This is a genomic window from Yersinia sp. 2542 StPb PI, assembly GCF_048593855.1.
GTDB lineage: Bacteria > Pseudomonadota > Gammaproteobacteria > Enterobacterales > Enterobacteriaceae > Yersinia > Yersinia enterocolitica_E.
Genome location: NZ_JAZGQA010000039.1, coordinates 1 through 18312 on the forward strand (window position 1 = coordinate 1; position 18312 = coordinate 18312).

The following is an 18312-nucleotide window of genomic DNA, read 5'->3' on the forward strand; positions in this document are numbered from 1 at the left end:
CTGTCATAAGGCGCACCAATAAATAACTGATAACGCATTAAGCGTGACTTAGCATCGAAGGTGCTGGTTTCTACCGAGCCGACCCGGTAGCCACGGAACAATACCGGGTCGCCAGCATTCAACTGCCCAGCCTGTTCGCTGTCCAGAATGATACGCACCCCTTTAGCATCAGGTGAGGCCAGCGGTGGGGAATCCAATAAGGTGAATTCACTTAATGATTTACCTTTGCTACCCGGTTGCAGCTCAATGTAAGCACCGGAAAGTAGTGTTCCCAGACCAGATACACCCTCACGGCCAATCTGCGGCTTCACCACCCAGAAGACGGTATCGCTATGTAACAGGGTATTCATGCCTGAGCTGAGCCGTGCCTGCACGATAACATGGTTCAGATCCTCACTCAGCGTGACCTGCTCTACGATACCGACATCCACACTACGACTTTTTATTTTTGTTTTACCTGCTTCAATACCTTCGGCATTCAGTGTGGTCAATACCACCTGTGGCCCCTGGTGGCTGAAATGATAAAACAAAATCCATGCGCCAATCAGCACAGTGACAATCGGGATGATCCACACCGGCGACCATCGCTTGATTTTTTCAATTTCCGCCACATTCTGGCTGGGATTATTGTCCGTCACCTTGCGGCTCCTTTTGGGTTGATTCACTGATTCGATCCCAGGTTAAACGGGGATCAAAGGTTAATGCAGCAAACATTGTCAGAACCACTACCATGGCAAATAACAGTGCACCAATCGCTGGATAAATACTCATCAGTTGCCCAATACGGACTAATGAAGAGAGCACAGCAATAACAAAGACATCGATCATTGACCAACGGCCAACAAACTCCACGATTTCATAGATGAAATGCATCCGTTCAGTATCGCTATTACCTTTACCTTTTGCATCCCAACACAGCCAGGCAATCGCTAACATTTTTAACGATGGCACCATGATACTGGCGATAAAAATCACCATCGCCACCGGATAAGAACCTTCGCTCCACAAGAAAATGACCCCCGCCATAATGGTAGAACCCATTTGACTCCCCAGACTTTCGGTAATCATAATCGGCATCAAATTAGCCGGAATATAGAGCAGAATCGAGGTGATCAATAGGGCCATCGTCCACTGCAAGCTATGGCGACGACGAACATAGCCATGAGTATGGCAGCGCGGGCATTGCACCTGGGATTGCGGCAAAATTGCGGTACAACAAGAACAGGATCGCAACCCCTGACGCAAACCAGTACGGCCCGCAACCAACGGGAGCTTCAGTTCAGGAGCCGGAGCAATATCCTGCCACATCCAATGACGATCGACACATTGGAAGGCGCGGACTTGTAACAGACAAAATAGGCAATAGGGGATAAAACTGCTGCCAATACCGATGTCGCCATACGCCATCAGTTTGACAAAGCTCACCAGCACACCGGCGAGGAAGATCTCAACCATGCACCAGCTTTTAAATTGGAATAACGCTTTCGCGATTGCGGCTTTCAAGTGGGCTGGCATCCGCACCCGCAGGCAAAGCAGGATGATGGCTACCATACAGAATGCCGGTATCAACTGAACCAGTACCATAAATAACGTTGCCATGCTGGCATAGTTATCTGACACCATGACTCTGGGTATTTGGAGTAAGGTAATTTCGCTGGTGATCCCGGCCACACGCATGTTGACGAACGGGAACATATTAGCCAGCAATAGCATAAATAGTGCGCTAACCGCGTACCCCACAGGGCGCTTGCGTGGCTCATCCCACCTGGCAGTCAGTGTGGTTTTGCAACGCGGACATACCGCTTTGGTGCCATAAGGCAGCGAGGGTAAGGCCACCGACATGTCGCACTGCCGGCACAGGATGACATTCCCTGACTGCCCGCCGTGTTTAGGCTCAATAACAGAATACAATATCTATGTCCTTACGGCTGGCCTGTATATCCCTTCATCTTTCAACCTGCAGATGGTTGGCTGTTCCGTTACTCCACCATCCATGGTTCTCGCCTCTACCAGGCCGCTGCAAGCTACCTTCCTGCACGTTGAAATCTATTGGGTATTGTTGAACACCGTTCTATCAAGAGACTTACTATAACAATAGACATAATATCGTATTGCACGTCATCTGGTAGAACGGCGGTTACACATTTTTAACCGTTTTTCTGAGCTTCCAGCTCTTCCCAACGACCAAATGCTACTTCTAACGCCTGTTCAGTATCAGCTAATGCTTTCAAGACCTGTTGTGTCTCTTCATGCGGGCGGGAGAAAAAATCTGCGTGACCAACTTCAGCCTGTAACTCACTGATTTCATTTTCCAGTTTTTCTAGCTGTTGCGGTAACTGATCCAACTCACGCTGTAAGTTATAGCTCAACTTACCCGGGCGTTTAGCGGCGGGTGCATTACTCTTAACCGGTGCCGCAGCTTTGGTTTCTTCAACTTTAGCCGCTACCTGACGGATAGGTTTTGCCTCAGCACGTTGCTGATGCGCATCATAATAGCCGCCAACAAAACTATTGATCTGGCCATTACCTTCAAAGATCCAACATTCAGTCACTGAGTTATCAACGAATTGACGGTCATGGCTTACCAACAACACTGTGCCCTGATAGCTATCAACCATCTCTTCCAACAACTCCAGTGTTTCCACATCCAGATCGTTGGTCGGTTCATCGAGGATCAACAAGTTGCTAGGCTTAAGGAATAATTTAGCCAATAACAGGCGATTACGCTCACCACCAGACAGCGCTTTCACCGGTGTCATTGCGCGTTTAGGGTGGAACAAGAAGTCTTGCAGGTAACCTAGTACATGACGCGAGCGGCCATTTACCATCACTTCTTGCTTACCTTCTGCCAGGTTATCCATCACCGTACGTTCGGGATCAAGTTCTGCCCGATGCTGGTCAAAATAAGCCACTTCCAACTTGGTGCCACAATGTACTTTGCCGCTGTCCGCTTTAAGCTGACCGAGCATCAGTTTCAGTAATGTCGTTTTACCGCAACCATTTGGGCCCACCAGCGCGATTTTATCGCCACGCTGTACTTGTGCGGTAAAATCTTTCACTAATACTTTGCCATCAATCTGATAGTTAACATTCTCCAGATCAAAGACAATTTTGCCTGAACGCACGGTCTCTTCGACTTGCATCTTGGCTGTGCCCATCACTTCACGGCGTTCTGAACGCTCCATGCGCAGCGCTTTCAGTGCGCGCACACGGCCTTCGTTACGGGTGCGGCGCGCTTTGATACCTTGGCGTATCCACACTTCTTCCTGCGCCAGTTTGCGGTCAAATTCAGCGTTTTGCAGCTCTTCAACCCGCAGTGCTTCTTCTTTGCTGGCAAGATACAGTTCGTAATTCCCTGGCCATGACACCAATTTGCCACGATCAAGGTCGACAATACGGGTCGCCATCGCGCGGATAAAGGAGCGGTCATGAGAGATAAACACGATGCTGCCCTGGAATTCTTTCAGGAAGCCTTCCAGCCAATTAATAGTTTCGATGTCCAAATGGTTGGTCGGTTCATCCAGCAGCAGCACTTTCGGCGAGCTTACCAGCGCACGGCCTAGTGCTGCTTTACGCAACCAACCACCTGACAGTGATGAAAGTTCGGCATCAGCAGATAAACCAAGTTGAACCAGCACTTCCTGAATGCGGCTGTCTAATTGCCACAAACCTTGATGGTCCAGAATCTCCTGCAATGCCGCCAGACGATTGAGGTTCTTCTCACTTGGGTCTAACTCAACCTGATGCAAGCTGGCGTGGTAGGCTTTTAAATGTTCAGCCTGTTCCTGCACGCCTTCAGCCACAAAGTCAAACACGGTACCGGCCACATTGCGTGGTGGGTCTTGTTGCAGACGTGCCACAATCAAATCTTGCTCATAAATGATGCGGCCATCATCCAGTGCTACTTCTTTGCTCAAAATTTTCAATAAGGTGGATTTACCTGCGCCATTACGGCCCACCAGACAAACGCGCTCGTTTGCCTCAATATGTAATTCAGTATTATCCAATAAAGGTGCATCGCTGAACGACAGCCAGGCACCGGACATGCTAATTAACGACATAGTTTCTACTTTTCCTCGTGGCTGTGGGTGACCAGCCAACAGTTGTGGATTTGACGATTACGGGCAAAGTCTTCTGATTGTGTCTGAGCTGTTATCTCTTTCGCTTCCAGCCCTAACGCCTTTATCCCGTCCAAATCCATCTGGAAACCGCGCTTATTGTTCGAGAACATGATTGTTCCCTTACGGCGCAGTAACCGTTTAAGTTCTTTCATCAGCACTAAGTGATCGCGCTGAACATCAAAGGTAGTCTCCATACGCTTGGAGTTGGAGAAAGTCGGTGGATCAATGAAGATCACATCGAACTGCTCATCGGTGTTACTGAGCCATGAAAGGCAATCAGCCTGAATCAAGCGGTGTTGTTGGCCAGTTAAGCCATTCACCCGCAAATTCTTCTCGGCCCACTCCAGATAGGTACGCGACATATCAACCGTCGTGGTACTGCGCGCACCACCCAAGCCGGCATGAACACTGGCCGTACCGGTATAGGCAAACAGGTTAAGGAAGTCTTTACCCTGGCTCATTTTACCTAGCATCTGGCGAGCGATACGGTGATCAAGGAACAGACCGGTATCGAGGTAATCGGTCAGGTTAACCCATAGCTTGGCGTTATATTCACTCACCAGCAGGAATTCACCTTTTTGTGCCAGCTTTTCGTATTGGTTTTTGCCCTTCTGGCGCTCACGGGTTTTCAATACCAATTGATTGGATGGGAGATCCAGTACCGCAAGGGTGGCATTAATCACATCAAATAAGCGCTGGCGGGCTTTTTGCGCATCAATCGTTTTCGGCGGCGCATATTCCTGTACCACCACTTTGCTGCCGTAACGATCGACGGCCACATTATAATCAGGCAAGTCGGCATCATACAGACGGTAGCATTCGATACCCTGCTGTTTGGCCCACTTATCCAGCTTTTTCACGTTTTTACGCAGACGGTTGGCATAATCTTCTGCCACCTGAACACCCGCAGCACCCTGTGGATTCGCCGCTAACTGATAATTTTTCTGCACGCAATCCAGCGGGCCATTTTTCGCTTTAAATTCACGTTCCGCCCGCAGTTGCAGGCAACTCAGCAATTCCGGTGATGCACTGAACAGCGATAAACGCCAGCCACCAAATGCCGATTTCATGATGCGACCGAGCATATTATGCAATGCAATCAATGCCGGCTCGCTTTCCAACCGCTCACCGTAAGGCGGGTTACTGATAACCGTGCCTACCGGCCCTTCCGGCAATGGGTTCACTAACTTACTGACATCATTGGCATTGAAGCTAATCAGCTCCGATACCCCAGCACGGCGGGCATTAGCACGCGCCATTTCGATAACTCGTCTGTCGATGTCTGAACCGAAGAAGCGAGAAGTGGTTTCCTGCAAACCATTGCGGGCACGCACTTGCGCCTCGGTGGTCAATTCACGCCATAGCTCTTCGTTGAAGGCACTCCAGGCGGTAAAGCCCCAATGGGCGCGATGCAAACCTGGGGCGCGATCAGAGGCTATCATTGCCGCTTCAATCAGCAATGTACCGGAACCACACATCGGATCGACCATCGGTGTACCTGACTGCCAGCCAGAACGCTGGATAATTGCCGCTGCCAGGTTTTCTTTCAGGGGAGCCTGACCGGTCAAATCACGGTAGCCGCGCTGATGCAGCCCTTCACCACTGAGATCCAATGCCACACTGGCCATATCCCGTTGTAGGAAAACATTCACCCGAATATCCGGTTGCTGCTTGGCAACCGTTGGGCGCTGCTCCAACTTACGGGTAAAGCTGTCAACAATGGCATCTTTTACTTTCAATGCACCGTACTGGCTGTTGCGGATTTCATCATTCACGCCGCTAAAGTGCACAGCAAAGGTTTTATCCACACCAAAAATTGACGGCCAGTCGATCGCCTGCACCCCGAGGTACAAGTCCAAATCGCTGTAAACTTTAAATTCGTTAAGCGGTAACAAGATGCGCGAAGCCAGGCGGCTCCACAGCAGGCTTTGGTACATGAGTCGATCGTCACCCTGAAAATGTACCCCACCCTGTACTATTTTACAGTCGTGAGCGCCCAGCGCTTCGAGTTCGCTTTTTAACAGTTCTTCCAGTCCACGCGCCGTGCTGGCAAACAGAGAGTTCATATCGCACTATCACCAAAAAGAAAATTGTTGCGCATTATAGCTAATCCCAGCAGCTTGTCATAAAGTTGCTCCTTCTTATTTAATACTCGCACGGAGGCAATGGTGATTACCCTCTCCCGACTCTACGTTCATCCGGTGAAATCCATGCGCGGCTTGCAGCTTTCTCATGCTCAAGTCAGCAGCAGTGGGCTGGCCTTTGACCGCGTATTTATGATTACCGAACCGGATGGCACTTTTATTACTGCGCGCCAAAATCCGCAGATGGTGTTGTTCACCCCGGCATTAATGCCGGACGGTTTATATCTCACGGCGCCCGATGGCGAGAGTGCCAGTATCCGCTTTAATGATTTTTTAGCCAATGCTGAACCAACGGAAGTCTGGGGAAATCATTTTACGGCGCTAATTGCCCCTGAGACCATCAATAACTGGCTCAGTGGCTATTTTCAGCGTGAAGTGCAATTACGCTGGCTCGGTGCCCAGTTAACCCGCAGGGTGAAGCCGATGCCAGAGATTCCACTGTCTTTTGCTGATGGCTTCCCTTATCTGCTTATTAACGAAGCATCATTTAAAGAACTACAGCAACGCTGCCCTGGCAGTATTAAATTAGAACAGTTTCGCCCGAATTTAGTCGTAACCGGTGCCAGTGCATTTGCCGAAGACAGTTGGCAGGTGATTCGCGTTGGAGATATCACCTTTGATTTGGTTAAGCCATGCAGCCGTTGTGTATTAACCACCGTCAGCGTAGAACGCGGGCGGAAACACCCCGCCGGTGAGCCATTACGAACACTACAGACATTCCGAACTGCGGAAAATGGCGATATCGATTTTGGCCAGAATATGGTGGCCAGGAACAGCGGTATTATTCGGATAGGCGATGAAGTAGAAATTCTGTCAACCAAACCACCACGGCCATACAGTGCAGGTGCCATAGTTGAAAGCCTGGCGGCACCACTTGAGCAATCCAAAGCGGTATCGATTGAATATAACGGCATTCGCTTTAATGGCAATAATCAGCAGGTATTGCTGGAACAATTGGAACAGCAAAATATCCGCATTCCTTATTCATGCCGGGCTGGGATATGTGGTAGTTGTAGAATTACATTAGTGAATGGCGATGTTGCGCCTTTAAAACAGAGTGCCATTGGCAACGACGGAACTATTCTTTGTTGTAGCTGTATTCCCACAGGGGATATTACCCTCAGCGGTAAATAAGATAATCCCGATAAACTTACTCTCTGCACGCAGCTAACCACTTTACTGCGGTATGAAGGGGAATTATACCGCTCGGTCGAAAGCTGGGGCGGTATAAACCTCTGCAATGATAAGTGGCAACAAACGGTCATTCATTATCTTAATGGCATCACCTAATACCATCTGCCGTCCAGCTAATACCACTTGTGATTGTGCTAATAAACACAAACTTGCCGAATCACCCGACTCAACCACTAACAAGCGAACATCTTCACCACTATCCAATACTTTAACTAACGCCAACTCACCATTTTTTGGCATCAGCGCTTTAGGATATTGTACAAAATACCAACTTTTGGGCATTAGTGGTTTTAGGAAACGAAATGCGACCAATGCATTTAACACCAATTCTGAACGTTGTTCATGGCTCAATTTAATTTGGCGACATTGATCTTCGAATTCAAAATAGAGTGCGGCATCGTCGACACAGAATGCGGATTCATCGAAAGCATCTGGGGTTAGCATTTTAGACGGGAAACGCGAGCGAAATATCATACCATTAGCTAAATCCAACATCAGTCGGTCGTGTTCGGTATCAAAATACCAACGCCATTTATCATCTGGTTTAATTCGCATATTTTTCCTTCCCGTCATGCTGCTAACATCATTGACTCAATAACTGAGTTCTTCGCCCATCAAATGGGATTAATTTCATATAACCGCATCATACTTCAAACAGCATGTGCGTTGGCGGCTCTCGTTACTCAGCCCATCCATGGAGTTCGCCGCTACGAGACCACTATAAGCCGCGTTCAAATCAGTTCACGACCACTTTGTTATTCGATTACCGCTTACCTGCAACTCACATTATTTAGGTATAGGGCTTTCGCTGTATATTTAATCTACCGGAGTAAAATATAGACGAGCCGGAGGAAGAAATAAACCCCCCGGCCAGTAATGAAGTTAAATAATTAGATATGAGTGATGATATTCTTAATCAAACCAGGCCCACGGAAGATAAAGCCGGAATAAATTTGAATCAATGAAGCACCTGCCGCCATTTTTTCGCGAGCGGCAGTAACCGAATCAATTCCACCTACCCCGATAATTGGCAGACGCCCTTGCAGTTCTTGCGATAAGCGACGAATGACTTCCGTGCTACGTAATTGTAATGGTCGGCCACTTAAACCACCGGCTTGTTCGCAATAATTTAATCCCTGAATGAGAGAGCGATCTAACGTTGTATTAGTGGCAATAACGCCATCTATATTATGGCGAACTAAACTGTCAGCTATTTGGATCAACTCTTCCTCGGTAAGATCCGGCGCGATCTTTACTGCCACAGGAACATATTTATGATGGCGCTGATGTAATTCAGTTTGTTTATTTTTAATTGCTGCCAACAAATCATCTAACGCTTCACCATACTGCAAAGATCGTAACCCTGGGGTATTAGGTGAGGAGATATTAATCGCAATATATCCCGCGTAAGGATAAATTTTATCCATACAAATCAAGTAATCTTCTTTACCTTGCTCTACCGGGGTATCTTTATTTTTCCCGATATTAATACCTAATATTCCGCCAAAATGTGATTTTTTGACATTTTCAATTAAGTTATCAACTCCGTGATTATTAAATCCCATCCGGTTGATCAAGCCTTCAGCCTCAACGATCCTAAACAACCTTGGCTTATCATTACCTGACTGTGGCCGGGGTGTCACCGTACCCACTTCGATAAAACCGAACCCCATCGCGCCCAGAGCATCAATACATTCACCGTCTTTATCCAGCCCCGCCGCCAAACCTAATGGATTTTTGAATGACAATCCCATACAGCTCACTGGTTTGGTTGGTACCGACTGGCGAACCAGGAATTCGAGTGGTGTGCCAGTAACACGTTTTAACTGCCGGAAAGTGAATTCATGGGCACGTTCTGGATCAAGCTGAAATAGTGCTTTTTTGACGAGTGGGTAGTACATGTGATCTCCTGACCGGCTTTCAACCTATGGATAGACGCGGGAATGGTAAATTTATCTATCAGGAAAGTAAACGATTGCTCAGTAAAGCCACGCAAAGAATTTCTTTGTTTAACTATATTGATAACAAGGTGTTAACTATTTGTAGGTCAAGAACCATAAAAAAGAGGGCATTGCTGCCCTCTGTGCTGTGAAGGTAACGTTAGTGGGCAGCGCTATTGGCTGATTTAGCCATTATGCGGCCAGTGCTTTAGTTATCTTCTCGTATAAATCACCGGACAGATTATCTAGCGTTTTAAGTTGCTCCAGCGCCTGGCGCATCAGAGCCTGACGGCCAGCATCATAACGTTTCAAGCGAATCAACGGCTCAATCAGCCGTGCAGCCACCTGCGGGTTACGGGTATTCAAATCACTGAGAATTTCGACCAGGAATTGATAACCACTGCCATCGCTGGCATGGAATGCCGCCGGATTACCCGAAGCAAAACTACCGACTAACGCACGAGTGCGGTTTGGATTGCTCAAACTGAATGCCGGATGCTTAAGCAAAGCCCGCACCTGTGTCAAAACATCAGCCGCCGGACTCGTCGCTTGCAGTGCAAACCATTTATCCATAACCAAACCATCATGATTCCAACGCATATCGAAGGCTGTAAGCAACTCATCACGGCAAGGTAATTGTGCAGCGACTGCCGCCGCCAATGCGGCCAGCGAATCAGTCATATTATCCGCCTGGTGGTATTGTGACGAGACCAACTTGTTAGCAAAGTCTTCATCAGCAAAAGCCAGATAATTCAGGCAGGTATTACGCAATGCACGCTTGGCAATATCACTGTGTTCAATACGATACACAGGTGTCATATTCGCAACATATACGGCTAACAGTTCATCAGACAATGCCTGAGCCAAACAACGAGTAATAGCCTCATGAACCGCACTGATCGCCAGCGGATCAATGGTAGTAAACAGCTCTGCTATTTCATTTTCTGACGGTAAGGTCAAGATCTGCGCTGCCAGAGCCGGATCAAGATTTTCATCGAGTAATACTGCCCGGAAAGCATCCGCAACGTGAGTGGGTAAACTCAGCGGCTGTTTCTGCTGATACTTGGCAACATTAAGTTTGATATAGGTTGCCAGCAAGCTCTGGGCAGCATCCCAACGAGAGAATTCATTACGCGCATGCTGCATCAGGAAAGTGAGCTGCTGATCACTGTAGGTATAATCCAGTTTGACTGGAGCGGAGAATTCGCGCAGCAAAGAGGGGATCGGCGTATGTTCAACATTATCAAAGGTAAATGTCTGCTCAGACTCGGTCACATTCAGGACATGATGGACCGGCAAGCCGTTTTTCTGTAGCGCAATCACATTTCCGTTACTGTCATATAGTTCAATATCTAATGGAATATGCAGTGGCAGTTTTTCCGGCTGGTCAGCGGTTGGTAAGGTTTTCTGGCTGACGTGCAGATGGTACTGCTGCTTCTCAGCATCATAGTCATCACGGATGGTCAGAATCGGAGTGCCGGACTGGCTATACCAGCGACGGAATAAAGAGAGATCGACATTCGATGCATCTTCCATTGCTTGTACAAAATCATCGCACGTTGCGGCACTACCATCATGGCGTTCAAAATAGAGCTGCATACCGGCCTGGAATTGTTGTTCACCCAGTAGGGTATGCATCATGCGGATAACTTCTGAACCCTTCTCATACACGGTAAGGGTGTAAAAGTTGTTCATCTCGATAACTTTGTCTGGTCGAATGGCATGGGCCATTGGGCTGGCATCTTCGGCAAACTGTGCGGCACGCATTACGCGTACGTTCTCAATTCGATTAACTGAACGTGAACCTAAATCAGAGCTGAACTCTTGATCACGGAATACCGTCAAGCCCTCTTTCAGGCTTAACTGGAACCAATCACGGCACGTGACTCGATTACCTGTCCAATTATGAAAATATTCATGTCCGATAACCGCTTCAATGTTCAGATAATCTTTATCTGTTGCTGTTTCAGCTTTTGCCAGAACATATTTAGAGTTGAATACATTCAGGCCTTTATTTTCCATCGCCCCCATATTGAAGAAATCAACCGCGACAATCATATAGATGTCGAGATCGTATTCCAGACCAAAACGAGTCTCATCCCATTTCATGGAGTTCTTCAACGACGTCATCGCCCAGTCGGCGCGATCTAAATTACCGCGGTCAACAAAAAGCTCCAATGCGACTTCACGCCCGGAGCGGGTAATGAACTTATCGCGCAAAACATCAAAATCACCGGCAACCAGAGCAAACAGATAACAAGGCTTAGGGAATGGATCTTGCCATTTTACCCAATGACGACCATCTTCCAGTGTACCCTGCCCCACAGGGTTACCATTGGAAAGCAAATAAGGATAACGAGATTTGTCAGCCACGATGCGGGTCGTAAAACGGGCCAAAACATCAGGACGGTCTAAATAGTAAGTAATATGGCGGAAACCTTCGGCTTCACACTGGGTGCACAGCGCGTCACCGGAAAGATATAATCCCTCAAGTGCACTGTTGGTCGCAGGATGAATATCATTGACGATTGTCAGTGTGAAATGTGCTGGTAATTGCTCAATGACCAGCGAGTTATCCTGTAGCTGATAATGAGGCCAAACTTGCCCATCAACACTGATACTGACGAGCGTGAGATCCTCACCATTTAGAATCAACGGCGTCACATCTGCTACCTGACGTTTTACTTTACTGACCGCCGTTACCGTCGTTTTTTGCGCATCCAGTGCGAAGTCCAAATCGATATCGGTAATGGTGTAATCCGGCGATTTATAATCGTGACGGTATTTAGCTTGCGGCTGTTGTGTCATAGGAACCCTTTTGACGTCATCAGTGAATATGATTATCAGGTCTGTATTAATAGTCGTATAAGGCCAGTATCACGGCGACCAGAACATTGCTGTCAGCCCATTGGCCTCAGACTCAGATAGCTTTTCAATGTATCACAATTGTAAAAAAAACCTAGGTGAGAGCGAGTGCTATTACGGCAAATAACGCATTGAATGTGCTTTTTTCGAGCCGCCTCGCAGCTCATTTTCCTGCTTGCATTTGGTGAGCAAAATACCCGTTGATTTGCTCGGTATCGTCATTTCTGACAGCAGAATATGCCAATACCATCAGCACGGAACCCGACATCATGCACATTGCTCTTCATACATTAATAAGATTGAACATAGATTCAGACCTTTATTGAGAACCCAGTAGATGTCGATCCCCAGTTTGAAGAAGGTGATGGGTGGAATGCTGAATGGGATGGTTTAAATATCATTAATTCACACCATGTCTGGGTAGACCATGTCACGTTTAGTGATGGCCGTTTTACGATTGATCAATACACCGAGAAGGATGGCTGGAAGTTTGTTCAGCATGATGGCGCGTTAGATATTAAACGCGGCTCTGACTATGTCACGGTTTCTCACTGTCGTTTTGAATTACATGACAAAACTATTTTGATTGGTCATAGCGATAGTAATGCTGAGCAAGATGCAGGAACCATGCACGTTACATTCTTTAATAATTACTTTACGCGGATAATCCAGCGCACTCCGCGAGTTCGTTTCGCCAGCATACATCTCTATAATAATTTATTTGAGCAAGATAAATCAGATCCTATATATCCCTACGAATACAGCTATGGCTTGGGTTATCAGTCCAGTATTTTATCAGAGAAAAATATATTTTTGGTTAATGACCTTACGGCTGAATATCGGGTAATGAAGGCGTTTAATGGCGGCGATAAAGTTAGTGATGACGGCTCGACTTTTAACCATAGCCTTGCTGAACTCAACAATTGTGGGTTTGACGCTGATATCGGCAGGATCCCACCCTATGCCTATGATGTTGTAGCGCTTAGCCAAGAATTCATCGACCATATCCGCAATCACGCGGGATCGGGGCTACCCTACGGCCATCTTCCCTGATCGCACTTATCTAAGTCGATGTCTAAACATATAATATGATGTTTGCTATTTCCCCACATTGCTCTGCGTTGATTGTGATATCTCAATGATGGGGAAATACCCGCACCAGGCCGCCAAGGTGACCTCTGATAACCAACAGGAAACAAAGATTTACCTTTTGTTGCTCAGTAGTGCAATTTAATAACCCTATATTTTATAAGTTAATTTATCCTTTATTCGCTTAAACAGCTAAAAATCTGACCTTAAGGGCCAACACCACTAAAGAAAATAGCCGTTTCACTGATAATGGCACGTTTAATCCTAGACCTGTGATTAGCATTTATGGTGTGATGAGGCTTCAATAACAGGATAATACCGGTATACTCCTGCGACTTTATAGATTATGTCCAAAGTAATTGGTGTTGCCGGTCGGCGGCCAGTGAACGCATCACGATGAGCTTACATAAGTAGGTAATTCGGGTGAGTGAACGAAGCAGCCCTGACAACTTCAAGTACCAAGGGTATATGCTGACTGCGGAAAATGCTCCTACGAGGATGCTGTATAGCGCCATGACCCAAGACGCCTCACCGATTTTGACTTCACTGCTTGATACGGATGCTTATAAGCTCCATATGCAACAAGCCGTGTTCCATCGCTATCGCCATATTACCGTTGCCGCTGAATTCCGCTGCCGTGGTGATGAGTTGCTGGGCGAATATGCCGATGAAATCCGCCATCAGATAGCGCTAATGAAACAATTAGCGTTAACCGATGATGAGTTTACCTACCTCTCGGGGTTACCCTTCTTTCAAGATGATTACCTCAATTGGTTGCGGGATTTTCGTTTTAATCCTGAGCAGGTCACCGTATCCAATAATGACGGTAAATTAGATATTCGGATTGCCGGTTTATGGTGCGAAACGATTTTATGGGAAGTCCCTTTGCTGGCAGTGATCAGTGAAATCGTTCATCGGCGCCGGTCAGTCGGTGTCACAACAGCCGAGGCCGTCACACAACTGCGCAACAAACTTCAGCAGTTTAAGATTCTCAGCGCGGATATCGATATTAGTCATTTCAAGCTAATGGATTTTGGCTCCCGTCGCCGTTTCTCACGCGATATACAGCATGCTATTGTCAGCAGCTTAAAAGATGAGTTCCCCTATATTGTAGGTACCAGCAACTATGATTTAGCCCGCAACCTGGCATTAGCTCCGGTCGGTACTCAAGCCCATGAATGGTTCCAGGCTCATCAGCAGATAAGTCCGATACTGGCCAATAGTCAGCGCGTGGCACTACAAGTCTGGTTAGATGAGTACCCAAATCAACTTGGTGTCGCACTGACTGACTGTATTACCATGGATGCCTTCTTGCGCGATTTTGATGAGACATTCGCCAATCGCTATCAAGGATTGCGCCATGACTCAGGTGACCCGGTAGAATGGGGTGAAAAAGCTATCGCCCATTATGAAAAACTGGGTATTGACCCAATGAGTAAAACATTGGTGTTTTCAGATAATTTAGATCTGGAAAAAGCGTTGTCACTCTATCGCCATTTCTATCAACGAATTAAATTAGTATTCGGTATCGGTACCCGTTTAACTTGTGATATTCCCGGCGTTAAACCGCTCAATATTGTCATTAAACTGGTTGAATGCAACAACAAGCCGGTCGCAAAACTCTCGGATAGTCCGGGTAAAACTATCTGTCAGGACCCGGCTTTTGTTGATGAGTTACGCGAAGCATTCGCCCTGCCGTTAGTCAAAAAGGCCAGTTAGTATCGGCCTGCATAATGAGGGTTCGTCGGGGTGTTAATATAACCCGGCGAGCCACTTCACTTAGCCGTTTTCCCCTCACAACCACTTCCCAATTAAACCCAGCTCTGATTTGTGCCGCCTTTATTAAGGATAACGACAGAAATGTTGCACTGATCTGGTGATTTCTACTTGTGTCCTGCACTGCCGCAAGTAACATAGCAACATCCCCATTTGGTTGGGTTGTTAACTATTTCTATATCAAAACTATTAAAGAGAGAAATCTATGAGCGTAGTGCCTGTAGTCGACGTACTGCAAGGCCGTGCTGCGGTTGACAGTGAAGTCACCGTACGCGGTTGGGTGCGTACCCGGAGAGATTCTAAAGCGGGTATCTCCTTCGTTGCCGTTTATGACGGTTCCTGCTTTGACCCGTTACAGGCCGTCGTGAATAATGCTTTGCCTAATTATCAGGATGAAGTACTGCATCTGACTACCGGCTGCTCAGTAGAAGTCACTGGAACAGTGGTGGCATCACCAGGTGAAGGCCAGAGCTTTGAAATTCAGGCAACTGCTATCAAAGTGGTCGGCTGGGTTGATGATCCCGATACCTATCCGATGGCGGCAAAACGTCACAGCATCGAATACTTGCGCGAAGTGGCTCACTTACGCCCACGTACAAACCTGATTGGTGCTGTTGCCCGTGTCCGCCATACCTTAGCGCAGGCAATTCACCGTTTCTTCGATGAAAACGGTTACTTCTGGGTTTCTACCCCACTGATCACCGCTTCAGATACCGAAGGTGCTGGTGAAATGTTCCGCGTGTCGACGCTGGATCTGGAAAACTTGCCACGCACAGATACTGGAGCTGTCGATTTCAGCGAGGATTTCTTCGGTAAAGAAGCATTCCTGACGGTATCCGGTCAGTTGAATGGAGAAACCTACGCCAGTGCATTGTCCAAAGTTTACACTTTCGGCCCCACTTTCCGGGCAGAAAACTCCAACACCAGCCGTCATTTGGCGGAATTCTGGATGGTTGAACCTGAAGTCGCATTTGCTTCTTTAGATGACGTCGCCGCATTGGCCGAGAAAATGCTGAAATATGTTTTCCAGGCGGTGCTCAATGAACGTGCTGATGACATGAAGTTCTTTGCTGAGCGGGTAGATAAAGATGCGGTAGATCGCCTACAACGTTTTGTCACCTCTGATTTTGCTCAGGTTGATTACACCGACGCTATCGAGATTTTGCTGGCATCGGGCCAGAAATTTGAAAATGACGTGTCATGGGGCATAGATTTGTCTTCTGAACATGAGCGTTATTTGGCTGAGAAACACTTTAAGGCACCGGTAGTGGTTAAAAACTACCCGAAAGACATTAAAGCTTTCTATATGCGGATGAACGAAGATGGCAAAACCGTTGCAGCGATGGATGTATTAGCGCCGGGAATTGGTGAAATCATCGGGGGTTCACAACGTGAAGAGCGCTTAGATGTGTTGGACGCACGTCTGGAAGAGATGGGCCTCAATAAAGAAGATTATTGGTGGTATCGTGATCTGCGTCGCTACGGTACGGTACCGCATTCAGGATTTGGCCTTGGATTTGAGCGATTGATCTCCTATGTAACAGGGGTCCAAAACGTTCGGGATGTCATCCCATTCCCACGCACACCGAGAAATGCCAGCTTCTAAGTTCGTCATTTCGAAAAAAATGTTTATTTGTATAAATAAAAGCCAGCTCTGCTGGCTTTTGTCATTTTTTAAAGTTCGATCTAAGTCACAAAGTTCCTTGATATTTACATTTAGTAACACATAGTATCTCAATGAAACACATTCAGGCAATTGGTAGCATTTTCGGTGTGGATTATCAGGTCTGTGAATGGAACACTGCGTTCAGACACAGACGACACCAAACTCTCAACAATAGTTCCAAAAAAATTATTGGCGGCAGTGGCAGGTGTCCGAATAACACCAATGAGGGTAATAATAATGATGAAGCGCAATATTCTTGCAGTAGTAATCCCAGCATTGTTAGTAGCTGGCGCAGCTAATGCAGCAGAAATCTACAACAAAGACGGCAACAAACTTGATCTGTACGGTAAAGTTGACGCGCGTCACCAGTTCTCTGACAACGCTGGCCAAGACGGCGACGAAACTTATGTTCGTTTCGGCTTCAAAGGTGAAACCCAAATTACTAACCAACTGACCGGTTACGGCCAGTGGGAATACAACGTTCAGGCTAACCACGCTGAATCTCAAGGCGACAAAGGCAACAAAACCCGTCTGGGCTTTGCTGGTCTGAAATTTGATCAGTTCGGTTCATTGGACTACGGCCGTAACTACGGCGTAATCTATGACGTTAACGCATGGACTGACATGCTGCCAGTGTTCGGTGGCGACTCTATCTCTAACTCTGATAACTACATGACTGGTCGTTCTACTGGTCTGGCTACTTATCGTAACACCAACTTCTTCGGTCTGGTTGATGGCCTGAATTTTGCTCTGCAATATCAAGGCAAAAACCAGAATGACCGTGCTGGTTCTATTGACCCAGTTACCGGTGTTTACACTGGTGCTAACCTGAAAGATCAGAATGGCGACGGTTTCGGTATCTCTTCAACTTATGATATCGGTTACGGTGTGAACTTTGGTGCTGGTTTCTCTTCTGCAAACCGCACTAACGAGCAAAAAGCATTCAGTACTGCTGAAGGCGATAAAGCTCAGGCATGGAACGTTGGTGCTAAATACGACGCTAACAACGTATACTTGGCTGTAATGTATGCTGAAACTCAGAACCTGACTCCATACGGTGATTTTAGCAACACTATTGCTAACAAAACTCGTGATATTGAAATCACTGCACAATACCAGTTCGACTTCGGTCTGCGTCCATCTTTAGGCTACGTTCAGTCTAAAGGGAAAGATCTTAACGCGAATGGCGATAACCAAGATCTGTTGAAATATGTTTCTGTAGGTTCTTACTACTACTTCAACAAAAACATGTCTACCTATGTTGATTACAAAATCAACCTGTTGGACGAAAACGAGTTCACTCGTACTAACAAGCTGAACACTGATGACGTTGTTGGTGTTGGCTTGGTATACCAGTTCTAAGTTAAACTTAATCACGCAGTTTATCTGCTGACATAAGTTAAAAAAGACAGGGCTTCGGCTCTGTCTTTTTGTTTTTATCCTTAGCCAATAGAGGGATATTACGCTGTCGAATACGCTATTTTGCCGATTTTTCACCCTGAATTCCCCCGCCTCAC

Annotated in this window: 12 protein-coding genes; 5 read left to right on the forward strand and 7 right to left on the reverse strand. The window is 46.9% G+C overall.

The features are described from left to right. The 4 genes from V1952_RS07265 to rlmKL all read right to left on the reverse strand — a co-directional run. A partial coding sequence (locus tag V1952_RS07265) for an MlaD family protein (RefSeq protein ID WP_420074541.1) occupies positions 1–638 on the reverse strand: 638 nt, incomplete at its 3' end. After that, complete coding sequence (pqiA, locus tag V1952_RS07270) at positions 625–1911, reverse strand: membrane integrity-associated transporter subunit PqiA (protein WP_372559319.1); 1287 nt, start codon at positions 1909–1911, stop codon at positions 625–627. The genes pqiA and V1952_RS07265, both read right to left, overlap by 14 nt. A gap of 236 nt (positions 1912–2147) precedes the next feature. Beyond that, the gene (locus V1952_RS07275; protein WP_420071299.1) at positions 2148–4061 is read right to left on the reverse strand and encodes an ABC transporter ATP-binding protein; all 1914 of its coding nucleotides are present in this window, start codon (positions 4059–4061) and stop codon (positions 2148–2150) included. Between the two features lie 5 nt (positions 4062–4066). Next, entirely contained in the window at positions 4067–6187 is a 2121-nt protein-coding gene (gene rlmKL / locus V1952_RS07280; RefSeq protein WP_420074542.1) for a bifunctional 23S rRNA (guanine(2069)-N(7))-methyltransferase RlmK/23S rRNA (guanine(2445)-N(2))-methyltransferase RlmL, read from the reverse strand. 99 nt (positions 6188–6286) lie between these two features. Between rlmKL and V1952_RS07285 the strand changes: the two genes are divergently transcribed. Beyond that, positions 6287–7399: a YcbX family protein gene (locus V1952_RS07285; protein WP_372559321.1), complete on the forward strand. Its 1113-nt coding sequence runs from the start codon at positions 6287–6289 to the stop codon at positions 7397–7399. Between the two features lie 63 nt (positions 7400–7462). Here V1952_RS07285 and V1952_RS07290 read toward each other — a convergent pair whose 3' ends face one another. The 3 genes from V1952_RS07290 to pepN form a co-directional block, all read right to left on the reverse strand. Then, positions 7463–8014, reverse strand: coding sequence for a cell division protein ZapC (locus V1952_RS07290; RefSeq protein ID WP_083158459.1), 552 nt, complete (start codon positions 8012–8014; stop codon positions 7463–7465). Between the two features lie 335 nt (positions 8015–8349). Then, positions 8350–9360 carry a quinone-dependent dihydroorotate dehydrogenase gene (gene pyrD, locus V1952_RS07295; protein WP_005184626.1) on the reverse strand — a complete coding sequence of 337 codons (1011 nt, stop codon included), beginning with the start codon at positions 9358–9360 and terminating at the stop codon, positions 8350–8352. A 231-nt stretch (positions 9361–9591) separates the two neighbouring features. Then, on the reverse strand, positions 9592–12207 hold the full coding sequence (gene pepN / locus V1952_RS07300) for an aminopeptidase N (RefSeq protein ID WP_372559322.1): 2616 nt from the start codon (positions 12205–12207) through the stop codon (positions 9592–9594). A 378-nt stretch (positions 12208–12585) separates the two neighbouring features. Between pepN and V1952_RS07305 the strand changes: the two genes are divergently transcribed. The 4 genes from V1952_RS07305 (at position 12586) to ompF (ending at position 18157) form a co-directional block, all read left to right on the forward strand. Beyond that, positions 12586–13317 (forward strand): hypothetical protein, encoded by a 732-nt coding sequence (locus V1952_RS07305; RefSeq protein ID WP_420074546.1) that lies wholly within the window; start codon positions 12586–12588, stop codon positions 13315–13317. A gap of 549 nt (positions 13318–13866) precedes the next feature. Beyond that, entirely contained in the window at positions 13867–15072 is a 1206-nt protein-coding gene (gene pncB, locus V1952_RS07310; RefSeq protein WP_372559919.1) for a nicotinate phosphoribosyltransferase, read from the forward strand. A gap of 262 nt (positions 15073–15334) precedes the next feature. Then, entirely contained in the window at positions 15335–16735 is a 1401-nt protein-coding gene (gene asnS / locus V1952_RS07315; RefSeq protein WP_083158454.1) for an asparagine--tRNA ligase, read from the forward strand. Positions 16736–17035: 300 nt separating this feature from the next. Next, positions 17036–18157, forward strand: a complete 1122-nt coding sequence (ompF, locus tag V1952_RS07320) for a porin OmpF (RefSeq protein ID WP_372559920.1) — start codon at positions 17036–17038, stop codon at positions 18155–18157. Positions 18158–18312 lie beyond the last annotated feature (155 nt).